General features: G+C 69.7%; 15 protein-coding genes and 1 riboswitch. Of the genes, 10 read left to right on the forward strand and 5 right to left on the reverse strand.

From position 1 onward, the window contains the following. Positions 1-853: 853 nt before the first annotated feature. The 6 genes from U5775_RS27805 (at position 854) to U5775_RS27830 (ending at position 7,338) form a co-directional block, all read left to right on the forward strand. Positions 854-1,228: a hypothetical protein gene (locus tag U5775_RS27805; RefSeq protein WP_322061319.1), complete on the forward strand. Its 375-nt coding sequence runs from the start codon at positions 854-856 to the stop codon at positions 1,226-1,228. Positions 1,229-1,477: 249 nt separating this feature from the next. After that, entirely contained in the window at positions 1,478-2,176 is a 699-nt protein-coding gene (locus U5775_RS27810; protein ID WP_322061320.1) for a response regulator transcription factor, read from the forward strand. Then, positions 2,173-3,600 carry a FecR domain-containing protein gene (locus tag U5775_RS27815; protein WP_322061321.1) on the forward strand — a complete coding sequence of 476 codons (1,428 nt, stop codon included), beginning with the start codon at positions 2,173-2,175 and terminating at the stop codon, positions 3,598-3,600. The genes U5775_RS27810 and U5775_RS27815 overlap by 4 nt, the downstream gene beginning before the upstream one ends. 11 nt (positions 3,601-3,611) lie before the next feature. Continuing rightward, positions 3,612-6,059, forward strand: coding sequence for a CHASE2 domain-containing protein (locus U5775_RS27820; RefSeq protein ID WP_322061322.1), 2,448 nt, complete (start codon positions 3,612-3,614; stop codon positions 6,057-6,059). Positions 6,060-6,177: 118 nt separating this feature from the next. Further along, positions 6,178-6,807, forward strand: a complete 630-nt coding sequence (locus U5775_RS27825; RefSeq protein WP_322061323.1) for a DUF4136 domain-containing protein — start codon at positions 6,178-6,180, stop codon at positions 6,805-6,807. 156 nt (positions 6,808-6,963) lie between these two features. After that, positions 6,964-7,338, forward strand: a complete 375-nt coding sequence (locus tag U5775_RS27830) for a VOC family protein (protein WP_322061385.1) — start codon at positions 6,964-6,966, stop codon at positions 7,336-7,338. Positions 7,339-7,424: 86 nt separating this feature from the next. Here U5775_RS27830 and bluB read toward each other — a convergent pair whose 3' ends face one another. The 4 genes from bluB to U5775_RS27850 all read right to left on the reverse strand — a co-directional run bounded on the left by bluB (position 7,425) and on the right by U5775_RS27850 (position 10,631). Next, on the reverse strand, positions 7,425-8,117 hold the full coding sequence (gene bluB / locus U5775_RS27835) for a 5,6-dimethylbenzimidazole synthase (protein WP_322061324.1): 693 nt from the start codon (positions 8,115-8,117) through the stop codon (positions 7,425-7,427). After that, positions 8,101-9,426 carry a cobyrinate a,c-diamide synthase gene (locus U5775_RS27840; protein WP_322061325.1) on the reverse strand — a complete coding sequence of 442 codons (1,326 nt, stop codon included), beginning with the start codon at positions 9,424-9,426 and terminating at the stop codon, positions 8,101-8,103. Before U5775_RS27840 ends, bluB begins: the two co-directional genes overlap by 17 nt. Before the next feature lie 4 nt (positions 9,427-9,430). Further along, the gene (gene cobO, locus U5775_RS27845) at positions 9,431-10,033 is read right to left on the reverse strand and encodes a cob(I)yrinic acid a,c-diamide adenosyltransferase (protein WP_322061326.1); all 603 of its coding nucleotides are present in this window, start codon (positions 10,031-10,033) and stop codon (positions 9,431-9,433) included. Between the two features lie 112 nt (positions 10,034-10,145). After that, entirely contained in the window at positions 10,146-10,631 is a 486-nt protein-coding gene (locus U5775_RS27850) for a cobalamin biosynthesis protein (RefSeq protein ID WP_415913670.1), read from the reverse strand. Between the two features lie 262 nt (positions 10,632-10,893). After that, positions 10,894-11,165: riboswitch (cobalamin riboswitch) on the forward strand. Positions 11,166-11,424: 259 nt separating this feature from the next. Between U5775_RS27850 and cobW the strand changes: the two genes are divergently transcribed. From cobW to U5775_RS27870, 4 genes are all read left to right on the forward strand, one after another. Continuing rightward, on the forward strand, positions 11,425-12,534 hold the full coding sequence (gene cobW / locus U5775_RS27855; RefSeq protein ID WP_322061327.1) for a cobalamin biosynthesis protein CobW: 1,110 nt from the start codon (positions 11,425-11,427) through the stop codon (positions 12,532-12,534). Between the two features lie 62 nt (positions 12,535-12,596). Beyond that, positions 12,597-16,391, forward strand: a complete 3,795-nt coding sequence (cobN, locus tag U5775_RS27860; RefSeq protein ID WP_322061328.1) for a cobaltochelatase subunit CobN — start codon at positions 12,597-12,599, stop codon at positions 16,389-16,391. Between the two features lie 2 nt (positions 16,392-16,393). Further along, positions 16,394-17,464 (forward strand): ATP-binding protein, encoded by a 1,071-nt coding sequence (locus U5775_RS27865; RefSeq protein ID WP_322061329.1) that lies wholly within the window; start codon positions 16,394-16,396, stop codon positions 17,462-17,464. Positions 17,465-17,556: 92 nt separating this feature from the next. Then, positions 17,557-18,138, forward strand: a complete 582-nt coding sequence (locus U5775_RS27870) for a vWA domain-containing protein (RefSeq protein ID WP_322061330.1) — start codon at positions 17,557-17,559, stop codon at positions 18,136-18,138. A gap of 21 nt (positions 18,139-18,159) precedes the next feature. Here U5775_RS27870 and U5775_RS27875 read toward each other — a convergent pair whose 3' ends face one another. Then, complete coding sequence (locus U5775_RS27875) at positions 18,160-19,086, reverse strand: flagellar brake protein (RefSeq protein ID WP_322061331.1); 927 nt, start codon at positions 19,084-19,086, stop codon at positions 18,160-18,162. Positions 19,087-19,094 lie beyond the last annotated feature (8 nt).

Consider the following 19,094-nt stretch of genomic DNA (forward strand, 5'->3'; position numbering starts at 1 on the left):
CATATGGCTTCGTGAGGCGAACGCTTAAGGCGCAGTCCTCCAGCAATTAATAAGGATTGCTTCGCATTGATGCGCTCATTCCGGATTGCGCGTCGGCGCGTCGCTGATACGGCCATCTCCCCACAGCCAGCCCGCTCCTTGCAGGCCAGTCCGTGTCCCACACCTCCCAACGAGCCCCGATCTGACGGATTTAACAATCCCTGACAGAAGTTTTGCGAGCTTGCAGCGACAATAGGTCGTCGCGGCGTATTGAGGTACGGACCGCATCGAAATTGGCGCGCAGCACGCGCGCCACAGCCAGAGAAATTCGGCTACGGGGGCCGGCGCAGTCGGGACACGGCGGCGCGCCGGCAGTGAGGAAATCAGAGCGGACTCGAGTTCGCCAGATAACGCTGGTAAACAGCGCCTGGAAGTACCAGCAGTGGCGATGGCAGCGGGAAGCGCCATGATGTGATCGGCTGCAGTCTGCGGGTGGGTGTCGGGCGGTGATGCCCGCCTGCGCGTGACGCGCCGGTACGGCGGCGCCTGCGCCGGCGGTCCGGGTCCGGGGGGAAAGGACGCGCCGGAGACCACGCGGTGCGCAGCCCGCGGCTGTCGCCACTCGTTTTTCATATACGAGGCCACGCATTGCGCGTGCGCCGTTCGCGCCGCGCGCAAGGCCGCGCCGCCGGGCGCGCGCAGTGCCGGGCCAGCGGGCCTGGAGCTAGTCTGCTACTCAACGAGGGATTTCATGTTTTTTCGTTCCGGCAGCATGCGGTTTCCGCCTGGCTCACGGGTGAACGGTTCGGGCCGCAGCCGCGATCTCGATCGCATCGAACTCGATCTCGCCCGCGACCGGCACGCGCGCGCGGCCATGGAAGCCTATGCGGATTCGTGCGAGGCCGAACTGCCATGGCTGACCGAGGCTTTGCGCCGTTCGCGCTTTGGCAGCTCGGATAAATTGACGCAGTGCTCGCCCACCGTCCTGCGCATCTTCGTGCTCGCTCAGGCACGCGCCGCGGCGCGGCCCGATTACGCGCATGCCGCGTGGGAGCATGTGCGCGTGCAACTGGCCGCTTTGCTTGCCGGTGCGCCGGTAGCGGGGCCGGCCTCGCAAGAGGGGCATGGGATTCATCAGGAAGCTCGTCAGGAAGCCAAACCGGCGGCAGCAGCTCGCGATGCGCTACACGCGGACGGCCCCATGGAGGATTTGCATTCGGCGGGTATGCAGGCCCGCCGCCGCGGCTGATGCGCGAGAGAGGCGGCCGAGGTCGCGCCGCGTTCGGTCGGGGGCGTTTTCGACTACCATGTGCGAAAACTGGTTCCCGATCTCTTCAGGCACAGGGCCGCGCGGCTCCCATTCATTTCAAGACGCGGCGAGAGTGGCGCTCTCGTTACGCAACAGGATTCACGCGACAAGGGATTGGGGAGGGACGCCCGGCGTCGCAGGGCCGGCCCATCCCGGGAAGATCAATAACGACACTGGGTGCAGGACATTATGAGAATTGCAGTACTCGATGACGATCCGGCGCAGACCGATTTCGTCTGCCAGACGCTGATGGCGGCTGGCCACGTCTGCCACGCGTTCGCCAAGGGAGGCGAGCTCGTCAAGCAGCTCCGGCGGCAGACGTTCGACTTGCTCGTGCTCGACTGGAACGTCCCCGACATGGCCGGCGACGAGGTTCTGCACTGGGTCCGCCAAAGCCTCTCCACGCGCTTGCCCGTGCTGTTCATGACGAGCCGCAGCCGCGAGGTCGACATCGCGCTGATGCTCAACAGCGGCGCCGACGACTACGTGGTCAAGCCGGTCTCCGCGCCGGTCCTGCTCGCGCGCGTGGGCTCGCTGCTACGCCGCGCCTATCAGCTCCAACCGCCCACGCAGAAGGAAGTCTTCGGCGAATACGAATTCGATCTGAAGGCGCGTCAGGCCTCGGTCGGCGGCAAGCCGGTGGCGCTCACGCAAAAGGAATTCGAGCTCGCGCTGCTGCTGTTCCAGCATCTGAGCCGGCCGCTCTCGCGCGCGCACATCCTCGATGTGATCTGGAAGCAGTCCGACGACATCCCGTCGCGCACCATGGACACGCACGTCTCCATGCTGCGCTCGAAGCTCGGCCTGCGGCCGGAAAACGGCTATCGCCTCACGCCGATCTACGGCTACGGCTACCGCCTCGAACGCATCGAGGGGGACGCGGCGTGAGGGGTGCCTATCCGGCGTGCCCGGCCGCGCCCGGGCGCGCGACGCTGGCCGTGGCGCTCGCCTTGGGGCTGCTGCCTGCCGTGGGCCGGGCCGAGGCCCGCAAGCCGCATCCGCCGGTGCCGGCCCAGCCGGCCGAAATGACGGTGTACGTCACGCGTGCGGGCGACTCGCTCTACGACATCGCGACGCGCTATCTGCGCAATCCCGCCGACTGGAGCAAGCTCGCGCGCCTGAACCACGTGAGCGCGCCGCGCCGCCTGCAGCCGGGCACCTCGTTGCGCGTGCCGGTCGCGCTGCTGCGCCAGGATGGCCTGAGCGCACGCGTGATCGCCACCTCGGGGCCGGCGAGCCATGCGTTCGGCGGCGGTCCGCTGCTGCCGCTCGTCGTCGGCGGCACGCTCGTCGAAGGCGACCGCGTGCAGACCGGCCAGAACGGCTTCGCCACGCTCGAGCTCGCCGATGGCTCGCATCTCGTCATCCCGCCGGGCGCGTCGCTCGATCTCGCCACGCTGCGTCAGACCGCGCTCACCGGCGCGACCGACCGCGTGATCGATCTGCGCCACGGCCAGGTGAACACCGAAGTCACGCACGCCACCCGCAAGGACGACCGCTTCCAGATCCGCTCGCCTTCGGTGGTGGCGGGCGTGCGCGGCACGAGCTTTCGCGTGAACTACGACGGCGACAAGGGCTCGACGGCCGTCGAAGTGCTCGAAGGCGCGGTGGGCGTGGACGCGGCGCCGCACGGCACGGCCGCGTCGGTGGCGCCCGCGCCGGGCCTGCCGCTCGCGGCCTCCACGCAGCTCGTCGCGGCGCGCCACGGCAGCCTCACGCTCGCGGGCGGCGCCGTGGGCGGCCCGGTCGCGCTGCTCGACGCCCCCGACCTGCGCCATCCCGCGAAGGTCCAGGACGACGACGAAGTCGCGTTCGACCTCGCGCCCGTGGCCGGCGCGCATCGCTACCACGTGCAGATCGGCCGCGACGCGGGGCTGTTGGACCTGATCCGCGACACGCGTTCGGACGGCCCGCACGTCGCCCTCGGCGCGCTCGACGACGGCACTTATTTCGCGCGCTTTTCGGCCATCGACGAGAACGGCCTCGAAGGCATGCCGTCGACCTATGCGTTCCAGCGCCGGCGCGTCGCGCTGGGCGCCTCGGCCGGACGCGTCGACGGCACGCGCGACTACGCGTTCCGCTGGTTCGTCGACGAGCGCAGCGCCGGCAAGACGCGCTTTCGCTTCGTGCTCGCCGCGTCGTCCGACCTGCGCGCGCCGCTCGTGGACCGCACCGACATCACGGGCGGCGAGGCCGTCGTCAGCGATCTGCCCAAGGGCGTCTACTACTGGACGGTGATTGCCGAGCAGTTCGAAGGGGGCCGCTACTTCCAGAAGGCCAGCCCGGTCCAGTCGTTCCGGCTCGACTGGTGAGGCTGGGGCGCATGAGCGTGAGCGCGCACCCCCGCTCCCGCCTTGGCCGTCCGGTCGGGCGGCGCTTTCTGATCGAGTGGGGCGGCGTTGCGTGCGCGGGCATCGCCGTCGTCCTGCTGAGCGTGGTATGGCAGTGGACGCTCAGCGCCGATCATCTGGTCTACGACCGCTTTCTCGCCGCGCGCGAGCGGCCAGTCTCGCCCGACATCGTGATCGTCGAAATCGACAATGCGAGCGTGGCCGCGCTCGGGCGCTGGCCCTGGCCGCGCAGCCTGCACGCGCAGCTCGTCGATCGCCTCGCGAAGGCGGGCGCGGCCGCCGTGGTCTACGACGTGCTCTTCACCGAACCCTCGCCCGACGACGCGCGCTTCGGCGCGGCCTTGCGCGAGTGCCCCTCGTATCTGCCGGTGCTGCTGTCGCCCGCCGACGAGGCCGACCACGGCCGACGCGAAGTCGAAAAGCCGGTCGCGCCGCTGGCGCAGGCCGCCGCGGGTCTCGGCCACATCAATCTCGAAGTCGATAGCGACGGCATCGTGCGCAGCGTCGCGATGTTCGAAGGCGACGCGCAGCAGCGCTGGCCCCAACTGATGGTGCCGCTCTGGCGCGCGGTGCGCAGCGGCCAGATCGCGCTTGCCGGTCCCGCCGTCGCGAGCAGTGCCGCGGCTGCGGCCGCCGACGCGAAGCTCATGCACGCGGGCGGCCCCGATAGCGAGTCGCGTTTCCTGCTGCCGTTCGGCGCCCATGAGCAAACCTCGCAGACCTGGCGGACGGTGTCGTTCGCGCAAGTGCTCGAAGGGCGCGTGCCGCCCGATCTGCTGCGCGGGCGCGTGGCGCTCGTGGGCGTGACGGCCTCGGGATTGTTCGACCGCTTCGCCACGCCGCTCTCGGGCACGCTCGGGCCGATGCCCGGCGTCTATATCCACGCGCTCGTGCTCGATACGCTGCTGTCGGGCACGGCCATCGAGCCGGCCTCGCAACTGACTGTGGTGCTCGCCTCGCTGGTGCCGCTCGCGTTGCTGCTGGCCGGCTTTCTCGTGCTCTCGCCGCTGCGCACGCTGCTCCTGCTGCCGCTGCTCGCGCTGCTCTCGCTGGCCGGCAGCGCCGCGCTGCTCTATTACGCGCGGATCTGGCTCGCGCCGGTGCCGGCGATCGTCGCGCTCGGGATCGTCTATCCGCTCTGGAGCTGGCGGCGCCTCGAAATGACGATGGCGTACTTGCGCAAGGAGCTGCGCCAGCTCGCCGACGAGCCCTACCTCTTGCCCGAGGCGCCCACGCCGCCGCGCGAGTTCGGCGGCGACGTGCTGGCCCAGCAGATGGCGCTGATGGCGCAGGCCGCGCAGCGCCTCCAGGACATGCGGCGCTTCGTGTGGGACAGCCTCGACTCCGTGCCGGAGCCGCTCGTGGTGGCCGACCTGCGCGGCGTGGTGCTGATCGCCAACCATGCGGCGCGCACCTATTTTGCACACCTGAACGAAAGCGCCGCCGAGGGCCGCGCGATGCAGGAAGTATTCGGCGATCTCGCGCTCGTGAAGCCGATCGACCCGAACCCCGACACGCTGGCGTTCGCCCACGCGCATTGGCCCGCGCCGCTCGATCCCGCGCGCGGCGAGTTCGCGCAGCTCATGGAGCGCGGCGTGGAAGTGCGCGCGCGCGACGGCAGCGACTACCTGCTGCGCTACGCGAGCTGCACCAACGCGCAGGGGCAGGCGGTGGGCTGGATCGCGGGTCTCGTCGACGTGACCGCGCTGCACGACGCCGAGCGCCAGCGCGAGCACGCGCTGCGCCTGCTCTCGCACGACATGCGCTCGCCGCAGGCGTCGATCGTGGCGCTCGTCGAGACCGAGCGCGAGCGCGGCACGCTCGCGGCCGCCCCGGTGCGCGAGGTGATGGACCGCATCGAGCGCTACGCGCGCCGCTCGCTCACGCTCGCCGACGACTTCGTGCAGCTCGCGCGCGCGGAATCGCAGGTGTACGCGCTGGAGCCGACGAGTCTCACCGAGCTTGCGATCGACGCCAGCGACGAAGTCTGGCCGCAGGCGAGCGCCAAGCACATCCAGATCGAGACCGCCTTCGAGGGCGAGCAGATGGGCTGGATCAACGCCGACCGCTCGCTGATGACGCGCGCGCTCGTCAATATTCTGAACAACGCAGTGAAATACAGCCCACCGGAAACCAGAATTGTCTGTAGTATCGCAGTCGCGGATGGCCGGACGCCGCGCGTGATCTGCGCGATTCGCGACGAAGGCTACGGTATTCCGCTCGAAGATCAGGCGAAGCTGTTCCAGCCGTTCCGCCGCTTTCATGCGGGCCAGCGGCCCGAAGTGAGCGGCGCGGGGCTCGGCATGGCGTTCGTGAAGACGGTCGTGACGCGTCACGGCGGCGAAGTCCACGTGGAGAGCGCGCCGGACCAGGGCACGACGGTGACGATGTCGCTGCCGGCGCTCGACGCCGGGGCCTGAGCGCGCCGTTAGCGCCGGACGCGCGCGCCGCCGCTTCGCGCGTATCGGCCATCGGCCGCCGCCTGATCCCGTCCAATGGCGCCCAAGGCGGCCTGGCAACGATTCCGATGGAGTTTTCGTGAAAGCCCTGATGACGATCTGCACCTTGTCGACGCTCGGCGTGCTCGCCGGCTGCGCGGGCGCGACCGCCGACGTGCGCGCAAACGGCGACCTGAGCGCGACGGACGCAGCACCCCAGACTTACCGGCTCGCGCGCACGCCCGCGCAGGCCGACGCCGGCGAGCCGCTGCCTTACGAGCGGCTGCTGCGCGCGGGCCTCGCGCAGCGCGGCTTTGAGGAAAGCGAGTCCTCCGCGGTGCGCTACCTCGTTTCCGCGGCATGGGCTTCGCGCCTGGCCGACGTCACGGTCGCGACCGGCCAGTGCACCGGCGGCTGCGTGCCCACCGAAGGGCCGTCGCTGCCGTGGTTCGGCAAGCGCTATGTGCATACGCTCACGTTGCGCTTTTTTGCGCTGCCGGACGGCCACGAGGCCTACAAGGTCAGCGTGGAGAAACGCGACCGCAACGCCGACGCGCAGCAGGCCCTCCCGTACCTGGTCGCCGGCGCGCTCGCGCGGCTGCCGTATGCGGGGGCGCCGCAATGGCGCGTGAAGCTCAAAGAGGCGGCGCCGGGCGTCGATCAAACCGGCGGCCAGGCCGGTGCGCCCGCCATGCCCGCCGTGATCTCCGTGACGCCGCTCGCGCAATGACGCCGTCGCCCGCGCGCTCGGGCGCGGGTCCGCACGCGCAGGCATGCGCAATTTTCCCCAGGCCGTGCGCCGGCGTCGCGTACTAAACTGATTTCCTGGTCCTCGCGGCAACGGTTGCCCGCAGGCGATGAGTTCCGCATGGAACGGGAGACGGACATGTACGACCACGTGGGTTTGCGCGTGCAGGATCTCGCACGCAGCTTGCGGTTCTACGAGGCGGCGCTGGCGCCGCTCGGTTATGGCGTTTGCGTGCGCTACGGCGACGATGTCGGCATCGGCAAGCCTGGCACACCGAAGTTCTGGCTCCACACCGTGACGGCCAGCGGGACCGATAAACCGCGCGGCGTGCACGTGGCGTTCGCGGCGGCGAGCCGCGCCGAAGTCGACCGCTTCCATGCCGCCGGCGTCGAGGCGGGAGGCGTGGACAACGGGGCGCCGGGACTGCGGCTCGACTACAGCCCCGATTACTACGGCGCCTTTCTCATCGACCCGGACGGCAATAACATCGAGGCCGTGACTTTCGGCGCTTGAGCGGCAGCGATGCCGCGTCCGGTGCGGTCAAACCGCGCCGGTTCGTGCCGGTTCGTGCCTCAGCGAATTTGTTTAGGCATGCCAGGCTAAGGCGCAGCCGTGCCGGCGTTTTCGCCTCGCGGCGCGTCTTGCGCCGGCTCGTCCGGCCAACGGTTTTCGGAGACGCACTCGCCGAGCGCCCGGCGCTCGGCCCAATGCTCGATCTCGAGCATTGGCTTCGGATAGAACGCGTCGACATGGCCGAGGCAGAGGATCGCCACCGGCTTCGCGCCGGCCGGCATGCGCAGCAGCGCGCGCACTTCGTCCACGTCGAAGATCGACACCCAGCCCATGCCGAGCCCTTCGGCGCGCGCGGCGAGCCACATGTTCTGGATCGCGCAGGCCACCGAGGCAAGGTCCATTTCGGGCAGCGTGCGGCGGCCGAAGACGTGCGTCTCGCGGTGGTCCATCAGTGCGGCGACGAGCAGTTCGCCGCATTCGCGCATGCCTTCCACCTTGAGCTTCATGAACTCGTCGCGGCGCTTGCCGAGCGCGTCGGCCGTGGCGAGCCGTTCGCGCTCGACGGCCTCGTGCAACTGCTCGCGCAACGCCGCGTCGGTAATGCGCACGATGCGCCACGGCTGCATATAGCCCACGCTCGGCGCGTGATGGGCGGCGTCGAGCAGACGCGCGAGCACCGCCTGATCGATGGGGCCGGGCACGAAGTGGCGCATGTCGCGCCGTTCGTAGATCGCGCGGTAGACCGCCGCGCGTTCGGCTTCGTCAAAGGGCTGTGCCATGGAAGAGTGCGGCCGTGAAGGCCGGGTTGGAGGGCCAATAGGCGTGCATATAGGTCGCGACGATGGAGCCGTGCCGGTAGAGCGGCTCGCCGTCCGCGTCCGTTTGCGCATGGCGTGCGCGCAGCGCGGTCGCGAGCGGCGTGCTCACGCGCGAGTAGTGGAACGTGTGGCCGGTGAGCGTGCCGTGTGCGCCGTCGAGCCGCTGCATGCCGAGCGCCGCGAAGCGCTTTTGCATGACCGCTTCGCCGGGCACGAGGCCGAGCATCGGCGTGCGCGTGCCGTCGACGCCGGTAAGCGCGTCGAGCAGATAGAGCATGCCGCCGCATTCGGCTAGGAGCGGCTTCCCCGCCATTGTGTGCGCGCGCAACGAATTCGCGCTGCGCGCGTTGCGCGCGAGCGCCGCCGCGTGGAGCTCGGGATAGCCGCCGGGTAGATAGATTGCGTCCGTATGCGTGGGCGCGGGTTCGTCGGCGAGCGGCGAGAAAAAGCTCACGCGCGCGCCCAGCGTTTCGAGCAGCGCGAGATTCGCGGGATAGAGGAACGAGAACGCGGCATCGCGCGCGATGGCGATGTGCATGCCATCGAGCAGCCGTGGCACGGGCGCGACGTCATCGGCATCGTTCGCATGAAACGCGACGGCTGGCGGCAATTGCGCGAGTTCGGTCTGCGCGAGCGCGTCGGCGGCCCGTTCGATGCGTGCATCGAGATCGTCGATCTCGCTCGCCTGATGCAGGCCGAGATGCCGGTCGGGCAGCGCAAACGCCGCGTCGCTCGCGACGTGGCCGAGCCAGCGGATATCGGCGGGCAGCCCTTGCTGGAGCATCTGCGCATGACGCGGCGAGCCCACGCGGTTGGCGAGCACGCCATGAAACGGCACGTCGGTGCGATAGCGCGCGAGCCCGAACGCGATCGCGCCGAAGGTCTGCGCCATCGAATTCGCGCTGACGATGGCGGCCACCGGAATGCCGAATTTCGCGGCGAGATCGGCGCTGCTCGGCGTGCCGTCGAAGAGGCCCATCACGCCTTCGATCAGGATCAGGTCCGCTTGCGCCGCCGCCTGCGCGAGCAGGGCGCGGCAGCCCGCTTCGCCCACCATCCACAAGTCGAGCGACAGCACCGGCGCGCCGCTCGCGCGCTCGAGAATCATCGGGTCGAGAAAGTCGGGGCCGGTCTTGAACACGCGCACGCGCCGGCCCATGCGCCGGTGCAGGCGCGCGAGGCCCGCCGTGAGCGTGGTCTTGCCCTGGCCCGATGCGCTCGCGCTGATAAAGAGCGCGGGGCACGCGAGTGCTGCTGCCGTGGCGGCCATCGCGTCAGAACTCCACGCCCTTTTGCGCCTTCACGCCTTGCTCGCGGTACGGATGCTTGACGAGCCGCATTTCGGTGACGAGGTCGGCGGCTTCGATCAGCGCATCGGGCGCGTGACGGCCCGTGACCACGACGTGCTGCGTCGGGCCGCGCGCGGTGAGCACGCCGAGCACTTCGTCGAGCGGCAGGTACTCGTACTTGAGCACCGTGTTGAGCTCGTCGAGGATCACCATGCCGTACTCGCCGCTCTCGATCATGTGCTTCGCGGCGTCCCAGCCCTTGCGCGCCGTGGCGATATCGGCGTCGCGGTTCTGGGTGTTCCAGGTGTAGCCGTCGCCCATCGTGATGAAGTCGCAGTGCGCGACGCTGCCGAGAAAATCGCGCTCGGACGTATGCAGCGCGCCCTTGATGAACTGCACCACGCCGAGCTTCATGCCGTGGCCCAGCACGCGCACGGCCATGCCGAACGCCGCCGTGCTCTTGCCCTTGCCGTTGCCGGTGTTGACGATGAGGAGGCCCTTCTCGTGCGTCGCCGAGGCCTGCTTCTTTTCGTGGCCTTCGCGGCGGCGCTGGGTCATGCGTTGGTGCGATTCGGGATCAGTTTTCATCGTCGGGGGCAGTCCTGGGTTGCGGCTTTCGTTGCGGCTTTCGTCGCGATAGTTCTTGCGGTTCGAGCCGAGAAGGTGGTTTCGATCGCGGCTGCGTGGCAGCGCGCCTGCATCATGCGGGAGGCGGTGCGCCGGCTTGCGTCTGTGCTTGTTGCGCGGCTTCGGCGAAAGCGGCGAGCGCGACGGTCACGCCATCGAGCGCGAGCTTGCCGCGCACGAGCGGTCCGCCTCGCGCGGCGAGCCGCGCGCACGGCTCGCATACGCCCTCCACGCCGAAGCGCGCACGCGCCGCCACGCTGGGCGCGCTGGACACGGACTGCATGCCGATGGCGTTCACGCGTTCGCGCGCGAAGGCCTCCAACGGCAGCGCATGCGCGGCGCAGAACGCGAGCAGCGCGGGCTCGGCGGCTTTTGCGTCGAGCGTGGCCACGGTCTTCACGCGTGCGAGCGGCCACGCGCCGAGCGCCGCCTGCACGGCCGCCTCCACCTGCGCGAGCGTCACGCCGCTGCGGCAGCCGAGGCCCAGCGCGAGCGGCGCAGCATTGTGCGCCGACGCGGGGGCGGCGGGCAAGGCGTCGGTGCTGAGGGGGCGGTTCACGTGAGGGTGCGATTTCGAGGGCGTGGCATGCGGGAAGCGCGCGCATTGCGCGGCGGGTCGACTCTGGATGGACCTGCGCGTGCATGCGATTGCGCTCCGGATGCGCGCAACGATAGCACACGGATTCCGGCCTTCGCGCGCGGGCCGCGTTGCGTCAAGGGTAAAACCGGAGCGCGCAGCGGGCCTCGCAAAAGGCCGTTGTGAAGCCCGCTGCACGCCTCGCGCGGCGCACGCGTCGGTTGACGCGCGCGCGGCCCGCGCCTACACTCGCACGCACTCTGGTGCTCGCGTGCGCGTACGTTCTGCACGCAGTTAAACGGGAATCAGGGAGCCATCCCGCCAAGGGCATGGCCAACCTGAACTGCACCCGCAACGGTACAACGAGCGCGTCGGCCGCCAGGCCGATGCAAGCCGCTTCGAAGCATGCAATGCATGCGTGACGCCACTGTGCGAACGGGCCATAAGGTCTGCCGCGCGGGAAGGCGAAGCGGCGCTTCGTCAGTCCGGATACCGGCCAGATACGAGGGACGCGCGCTGCGGGGTTGCGGCGCCGGGTCCATGATTTCCATGCGTCGGCAAGGGCCTGGCCCGCGGCGCGTCTTTGCGTGACACCGGTTACACCGTTGTGCAAGCCTCGCGGCGCACCATGCTTTGCCTTCGCGCGGCCATGCTGCCCGCGCTGTCCGTGCATTTTGCGTGGACGGCGTGCTCGACGGCGCGAACCCGCCAAAGACGTGCGCGCGAGCCCCGCGCGGCGCATCCCACCTGCGGCCCCGCGCCGAAGGAGCACCTCATGCAAACGCAGCACATGCGCAAGATCCCGGTCACCATCGTCACGGGCTTTCTCGGCAGCGGCAAGACCACGCTGCTGCGCCACATCCTCCAGCACGCGGGCGGCCTGCGCGTCGCCGTGATCGTCAACGAGTTCGGCGAGCTCGGCATCGACGGCGAGATCCTGCGCGGTTGCGGCATCGGCTGCGACGAGAACGGCAACGAACAGGCCGGCGCGCTCTACGAGCTGGCCAACGGCTGCCTGTGCTGCACCGTGCAGGAGGAGTTCTTTCCGGTGATGGAGCAACTGCTCGAGCGCCGCGGCGAGATCGATCACGTGCTCATCGAGACCTCGGGCCTCGCGCTGCCCAAGCCGCTCGTGCAGGCCTTCAACTGGCCGTCGATCCGCAACGCGTTCACCGTCGATGCGGTCGTCACCGTGGTGGACGGTCCCGCCGCCGCGAGCGGCCAGTTCGCCGGGAATCCGCAGGCCGTGGACGCGCAGCGCAAGGCCGATCCGAATCTCGATCACGAGTCGCCGCTGCACGAATTGTTCGAAGATCAGCTTGCGTCGGCCGATCTCGTCATCCTCAACAAGACCGATCTCATCGACGCCGCGGCGCAAGACGCGCTCATCGAAGACCTGCGTGAGGAACTGCCGCCGCAAGTGAAGATCGTGCGCGCCCAGCATGGCCAGCTCGATCTGCACACGCTGCTCGGTCTCGAAGCGGCTTCGGAGGAGAGCATCCATCTGCGCCACGACCATCACGGTCCCGCCGACGATCCCGACCATCATCACGACGAGTTCGATTCGGTCGTGGTGCAGGGGCGCGCGAGCTCGCGCGAAGCCGCGATCGAGGCGCTGCAAAAGCTCGTGGATACGCACACGATCTATCGCGTGAAGGGCTTCGCCGCGCTGCCGGGCGCGCCGATGCGCCTCGTGATCCAGGGCGTGGGCCGCCGCTTCGACAGCTATTTCGACCGCCGCTGGAACGCGCAGGAAAGCGCCGCGCAGCAGGACGGCACGATGGCGAGCCGCTTCGTGCTGATCGGCGAGGACCTCGACGCGGCCGTGCTGCAACGCGCGTTCGACGCCGCGCTCGCCGCGGTGCAGACCGCGCCGGCCAAATAAGAAGCATGCCTGGGCACGCAGCGATGCGTGCCCCCTGATTCACTGAAGCCCACGAGAACGCCATGCATTTGCTGCGCACCACGCCGGGCGGTTTCGTCGACGATACGCAGGGCGTCGTCCGCATCGACCAGCAGCCCGCCGAGATCGTCGTGCTCAGTTCCGCCGACACGACGCTCGCCTTGCTCGCGAGCGTCGTGCCGCGCCTGCCCGCAGGCTTCCCGAGCGTGCGGCTCGCGAACGTCACGTATCTGCGCCAGCCCGCTTCGGTGGACTTCTATGTAGACGATGTCTTGCAGCACGCGCGCGTGGTCGTGGTCGATCATCTGGGCGGCGAGACCTACTGGCCTTACGGCATCGAGCAGGTCGTCACGCTCGCGCAAAAGCGCGGGCAATTGCTCGCGATGTTCTCGGGCGACCTCCAGGAAGATCCGAACCTGATCGCGAAGAGCCGCGCTGCGCCCGAGTTCTGCCGCCTGCTATGGCGCTATCTGCGCGAAGGCGGCGCGGCCAATGCCGAAGGCTTTCTGCGCGCGCTCGCGTGGCAGGCGTTCAAGTGGGGCGCCGAGCCCGCGCCGCCCGTCGCGTTCCCCGCCGCCGCGCTCTATCACCCGCAGCGCGATATCGCGACCATCGACGACTGGCGCGCGCGCTGGCAGCCGGACGCGCCCGTGGTGGCGATCCTGTTCTACAAGGCGCACCTGCAGGCGGCCAACACGGCCGCCTTCGACGCGCTCATCGACGCGCTCGCCGAACGCGGCATGAATCCGCTGCCGCTCGCCATCACGTCGCTCAAGGACGCCTTGAGCCGCGACGTGCTGGAGCGTCTCACGGCCGAGCACGCGGTTTCGCTCGTGCTCAACACCACGGCGTTCGCGGCCTCGTCGCTCGACGACCCCGAGCCACTCGCGATCGCGGGCGACGCGCCCGTGCTCCAGGTGATCCTGAGCGGCGGCAATCGCGACGACTGGCTCAAGGACAATCACGGCCTCAATTCGCGCGACATCGCCATGCATATCGCGCTGCCCGAAGTCGATGGCCGCGTGATTACGCGCGCGATCAGCTTCAAGGGTCTCGCGTACCACTGCAAGGCAACCCAGGTGGACGTGGTGCGCTATCAGCCCGATGCGGAGCGCGTGGCGTTCGTCGCGGAGCTCGCGCGGCGCTGGTGCAGGCTGCGCCAATTGCCGAACGCGCAGAAGAAGCTCGCGCTCGTGCTCGCGAACTATCCGATGAGCGAAGGGCGCATCGGCAACGGCGTGGGGCTCGATACGCCGGCCTCGGTCGTGGGCATCCTGCGCATGCTGCGCGACGAAGGCTATCAAGTGGCCGAGCTGCCCGAGGACGGCGAAGCGCTCATGCGTACGCTCACGCAGGGCGTGACTAACGATCCCGGCACGCGCGCGCTGCGCCCCGCATGGCAGAGCCTCTCGCTCGACGACTATCGCAAGCGCTTCGCGCACTTGCCGGTGGAGGCGCAGAACGCGCTCATCGCGCGCTGGGGCACGCCCGAGCAGGACCCCGCGGTGCGCCGCGGCCGCTTCATGATCGCGGGCTGGCGCTGCGGCCAGGTGTTCGTCGGCATCCAGCCCTCGCGCTCGCGCGGCGACGACAGCTACGCGAACTATCACGACGCCGAACTCGTGCCGCCGCACGCGTATCTCGCGTTCTACTTCTGGCTGCGCGAGACCTTCGGCATCGACGCGATCGCGCACGTCGGCAAGCACGGCAATCTCGAATGGCTGCCGGGCAAGAGCGTGGCGCTCGCCGACACCTGCTGGCCCGACATGGCGCTCGGGCCGCTGCCGCATCTGTACCCGTTCATCGTCAACGATCCGGGCGAGGGCAGCCAGGCGAAGCGCCGCGCGCAGGCCGTGATCGTCGATCACCTGATGCCGCCGCTCACGCGCGCGGAGAACTACGGTCCGCTCCAGGACCTCGAACGCCAGGTCGATGAGTATTACGAAGCAATCATGGTCGACCCGCGCCGCGCGAAGCTCTTGCGCAAGACCATACTCGCGACGATCATCGAGCATCGCCTGCATGAGGAGCTCAGCATCGCGGCGCCGCGGGACCAGCAGGGCGAGGACGAGCTCCTGACGCGCGCCGACGCGTATCTCTGCGAGTTGAAAGAAGCGCAGATTCGCGACGGCCTGCATACCTTCGGCATTTCGCCGCAAGGCACGCAGCGGCGCGACACGCTGCTCGCGCTGGGCCGTTATTCGTGCGGCGACGGGCAGGGCGCGAACGCGGGGTTGATCGACGCGCTCGCGCGCGACCTCGGCATCGATCATCTGCTCGATCCCGCGAGCGTCGACTGGGCCGCGCCGTGGACCGGGCCGCGGCCCGCGCTGCTCGTGGCAGTGAGCGAGGCGCCGTGGCGCCATGCGGGCGACACGCGCGAGCGGCTCGAAGCGCTGGCCGTATCGTGGCTCGCAGGCGTTTGCGACGGCGCGCCGGGCGCGCTCGACGAAGCGGCGCCAACGCTGCCGCACGCGGCGCGCGTGATCGCACGCCTGCGCGACGACGTGCTGCCGCGCCTCGACGCCTGCGGGCCCGAGGAATTGCGCCAGTTCCGGCGCGGCCTCGAAGGCCGCTTCGTGCCGCCCGGCCCCAGTGGTTCGCCTTCGCGCGGCCGCCCCGACGTGCTGCCCACGGGGCGCAACTTCTATTCGGTCGACACGCGCGCCGTGCCCACCCAGGCGGCGTGGTCGCTCGGCATGAAGTCGGCGCAGCAGCTCATCGAGCGGCATTTGCAGGAGCATGGCGATTATCCGCGCGCGGTCGGTCTTTCGGTCTGGGGCACGGCCACGATGCGTACCGGCGGCGACGACGTTGCCCAGGCGCTCGCGCTGATCGGCGCGCGCCCGAAATGGGCTGCGGGCAGCCAGCGCGTGATCGACTTCGAGATCATGCCGGTGGAGGCGCTCGACCGTCCGCGCATCGACGTGACCTTGCGCGTCTCGGGCTTCTTTCGCGACGCGTTCCCCAACGTGATGCATCTGTTCGACGCCGCCGTGCAGGCCGTGGCCGAGCTCGACGAGCCCGCGCACCTGAATCCGCTGCGCGCGCGCATACAAAGCGAGCGCGACGCGTTGATGGCCGGCGGCATGGACGCGGACGAAGCGCGCCGCCGCGCGGGCTGGCGCGTCTTCAGCGCGCGCCCCGGCGCCTATGGCGCGGGCCTGCAATCGATGATCGATCACCGGCACTGGCAAACCGACGCCGATCTCGCGCACGCCTACCAGGCCTGGGGCGGCTATGCCTATGCACAGAAGAGCGCCGGCGACGACGCGCGCGATGCGTTCCGCGCGCGCCTCGCGACGCTCGACGTCGTGCTGCAGAACCAGGACAACCGCGAGCACGACCTGCTCGACTCGAACGACTATTACCAGTTCCAGGGCGGCATGGCCGCGGCGGCGCGGCACTTTTCGCAGGCACAGCCGAGCCTCTATCACGCCGATCACAGCAACCCCGCCGCGCCGCGCATTCGTCCGCTGCACGAGGAGATCGCGCGCGTGGTCCGCTCGCGCGTGGTGAATCCGAAGTGGATCGAAGGCGTGAAGCGCCACGGCTACAAGGGCGCGGCGGAGATGGCGGCCACCGTCGACTACCTGTTCGGCTATGACGCGACCGCGCGCGTGGTAGGCGACCATCAATACGCGCTGGTCGCCGATGCCTACGTGCACGACGACGACACGCGCGCGTTCATGGAGCGCCACAACCCGCACGCCTTGCACGCGATCTGCGAGCGGCTGCTCGAAGCGATGCAGCGCGGTTTGTGGCAACAGCCCGGCGAGCATCGCGCGCGACTCGAACACCGTCTGCTCGAAGCCGGGCAACATCTGGAGGAATCCTGACTATGAGCGAAGCGCGCGTGCGTGCAGCCTTTCCCTTTACGGCGCTCGTCGGCCAGGCGCCGCTCCAGCGCGCGCTGCTGCTCGCGGCCGTCGATCCGGCGATCGGCGGCGTGCTCGTGAGCGGCCCGCGCGGCACGGCCAAATCGACGGCGGCGCGCGCGCTCGCCGCGCTGCTGCCCGATGGCGCGTTCGTTACGCTGCCGCTCGGCGCGAGCGAGGAGAAGCTGATCGGCACGCTCGACCTCGAAGCGGCGCTGCGCGAGAGCGCGGTGCGCTTTTCGCCGGGCCTGCTCGCGCGGGCGCACGACGGCGTGCTGTACGTGGACGAAGTGAATCTGTTGCCCGACGCGCTCGTCGATGCGTTGCTCGATGCCGCGGCGAGCGGCGTCAACACGGTCGAGCGCGACGGCGTCTCGCATACGCACGAGGCACGCTTCGTGCTAGTTGGCACGATGAATCCCGAGGAAGGCGAGCTGCGTCCGCAACTGCTGGACCGCTTCGGCTTGATGGTCGAGCTCGATAACCGCTTCGACCTGGCCGAGCGCCAGCGCATCGTCAAGACGCGGCTCGCGTTCGATGCGGATCCGCTGGCGTTCTGCGCGGCGCACGAGGCCGCGCAGCGCGAGCTGGCGCAGCGCATTGCCGCTGCGCGAGGCGCGCTCGACGCGCTGGAATGGAGCGACGCGGTGCACGAGCGCGCGGCGCGGCTGTGTGTGGAAGCCGCCGTCGACGGCATGCGCGCCGACCTCGTGATGCTGCGCGCGGCGCGCGCGCTGGCCGCGTTCGAAGGCGCGGCGCAGGTGCTGCCCGAGCACGTCGATCAGGTCGCCGAGGCGGTGCTCGCGCATCGGCGCCGCGTCATGCCCGATCAGCCGCCGCGCCGTGGCGAAAGCGGCCAGCGGGGTGAGAGCGGTGAGGATGGTGCGTCGCGCGAACCGGACAACGCCTCGCCAGGCGCATCGCCGGAAAGCTCGCAGTCCGAAGTAAATGCGGATTGGGGCGAGCTGCCGCCCGAGCCGGTGGCCGCGCGGCACGTGAAAGGCGTGATTCCGCTGCCCGCAAAAAAACGCTGACCCGCCGGGCAAGGGCCGCCGCTCAGGTACAGAGCGGCGCACGGCGGCGTGAAGGTCCGGGGCGCACGCACGCGCGCATCGTCCGCGAGGCGATGCCGGGTGCGCGCATCGCCTGGCCGCCCACGCTCGCCGCGAAGCGCGGCACGGCGCTGGGCGCGGAGCATCTGCGCTACCGGAAGCACCGGACCGGCACGGGCGCGTTCCATTGCTTCGTGCTCGATTGCTCGGCCTCGATGCTCGCGCATGGGCAGCTCGCGCTGGCGAAGGGTCTGCTGATCGCGCTGTTCGACCGCGCGCGCAGCGAGCGCGTGGACGTGGCGCTGATCTGCTTCGGCGGCGCGCGCGCCGAGCTGCGTTTCGGGCCTGCGGTGCCGCGCTGGTGGAACGCGCGCTGGGTGGAGCCGATCGGCGGCGGTGGCGGCACGCCGCTCGAAGCCGGCATGCACCGCGCGGCGCAGTTGCTCGACAGCGCGGCGCGCCGCGACCCGGCGCGCGAGCGTCATCTCTGGCTCTTCAGCGATGGCCGCACCACGCAATGGCCCGCGCGTCCGCGCCATGCGGACCGCATCACCGTGATCGATTGCGAAAACGCCGCCGTGCGCGTGGGCCGTTGCCGCGCGCTCGCGCAGGCGTGGCACGGCGAGTGTCTCGACGCCGAGGCGCTGCTCGCCTGAACCGTGGCGAACGCGCCGCCCTTAGCGCGGGTTACTCGTCCAGTAGACCACGTCGTCCTGGCGATCGAACACGTAGACCTTCATCGCCATCTGCCCGGCGCTCGTCAGGCTGTCGAGTTCGAGGCCGAGCGTGGCCTGCGTGCCGTCTTCCTGCTGGACGTTGCGAATGACGGCGCTCGTTTCGATGAGCGTGTCGAGATTGCCCGAGCGCAGGCTGAAGGCGATGCGCAGCCGCTCGCCGATCTTGCCGAGCGCCCAGGGCGCCGTGAGCGAGAGCCCCAGCGCGCTGATGCCGCGCGCGAGCGCGACGCCCTGATAGCCTTCGTCGCCGATGCCGAAGCGCACCGGAAAGCGCGCGCGCACGCGGATCGAGTTGCGCTCGCGCAGCATGCGGATGTTGGCGGGCTTCGAGAGCACGAGATAGCTGGACGGCGCGTAGTGCATCGCGAGCAGCGTGCAGACGAAGCGATAGACGGCCTGGCTCGCGATCGCCACGATTTCCACGTTTTCGCCGGGCGTGACCTCGATCGGGCGGCCATCGACGTAAGGCAGCGTCACGAAGATCGATTCGTTCGGCGCAATGCCGATCAGCTTGCACGGATGCATTGGCGCGCCGCTCGCGCCTTGTTGCGGGCGCAGGCCCATCAACGCGCCGATGACGAGGTGCAGGTCGCGCACGCCGGGCTCGGCTTCGGGCTCCTGCGGCTTCGCGATCGCAAGTGCGGGTGTGGGCGCCGGTGTTTCATGGTCGCCGCGCTGGGGCGCGAAATGCCGGAACAGAAAGTCGCGCTCGATCTCGCCCACGAGCGTGGCGCCGCGTTCGAGCAGCAGCGCGCCGTCGTGATCCACGAGGGGCCATGCGAGCGGCTGGCCGAGCGGGATCTGCGCGGGCGTCAGCAAGGCGGTGTCGGGTGCGGCGTCGGCAGGGGCTTCGAGAGTGTCGTTCATCGGCGTGC

The sequence above is a fragment of the Paraburkholderia sp. J63 genome, assembly GCF_905220245.1.
Lineage (GTDB): Bacteria > Pseudomonadota > Gammaproteobacteria > Burkholderiales > Burkholderiaceae > Paraburkholderia.

Coding starts and splice junctions, on each gene's coding strand:
- cobN (WP_322061328.1), top strand. CDS start 12,597: ATGCATTTGCTGCGCACCACGCCGGGCGGTTTCGTCGACGATACGCAG.
- U5775_RS27820 (WP_322061322.1), top strand. CDS start 3,612: ATGAGCGTGAGCGCGCACCCCCGCTCCCGCCTTGGCCGTCCGGTCGGG.
- U5775_RS27805 (WP_322061319.1), top strand. CDS start 854: ATGGAAGCCTATGCGGATTCGTGCGAGGCCGAACTGCCATGGCTGACC.
- cobO (WP_322061326.1), bottom strand. CDS start 10,033: ATGAAAACTGATCCCGAATCGCACCAACGCATGACCCAGCGCCGCCGC.
- U5775_RS27810 (WP_322061320.1), top strand. CDS start 1,478: ATGAGAATTGCAGTACTCGATGACGATCCGGCGCAGACCGATTTCGTC.
- U5775_RS27840 (WP_322061325.1), bottom strand. CDS start 9,426: ATGGCCGCCACGGCAGCAGCACTCGCGTGCCCCGCGCTCTTTATCAGC.
- cobW (WP_322061327.1), top strand. CDS start 11,425: ATGCAAACGCAGCACATGCGCAAGATCCCGGTCACCATCGTCACGGGC.
- U5775_RS27870 (WP_322061330.1), top strand. CDS start 17,557: ATGCCGGGTGCGCGCATCGCCTGGCCGCCCACGCTCGCCGCGAAGCGC.
- bluB (WP_322061324.1), bottom strand. CDS start 8,117: ATGGCACAGCCCTTTGACGAAGCCGAACGCGCGGCGGTCTACCGCGCG.
- U5775_RS27830 (WP_322061385.1), top strand. CDS start 6,964: ATGTACGACCACGTGGGTTTGCGCGTGCAGGATCTCGCACGCAGCTTG.
- U5775_RS27865 (WP_322061329.1), top strand. CDS start 16,394: ATGAGCGAAGCGCGCGTGCGTGCAGCCTTTCCCTTTACGGCGCTCGTC.
- U5775_RS27875 (WP_322061331.1), bottom strand. CDS start 19,086: ATGAACGACACTCTCGAAGCCCCTGCCGACGCCGCACCCGACACCGCC.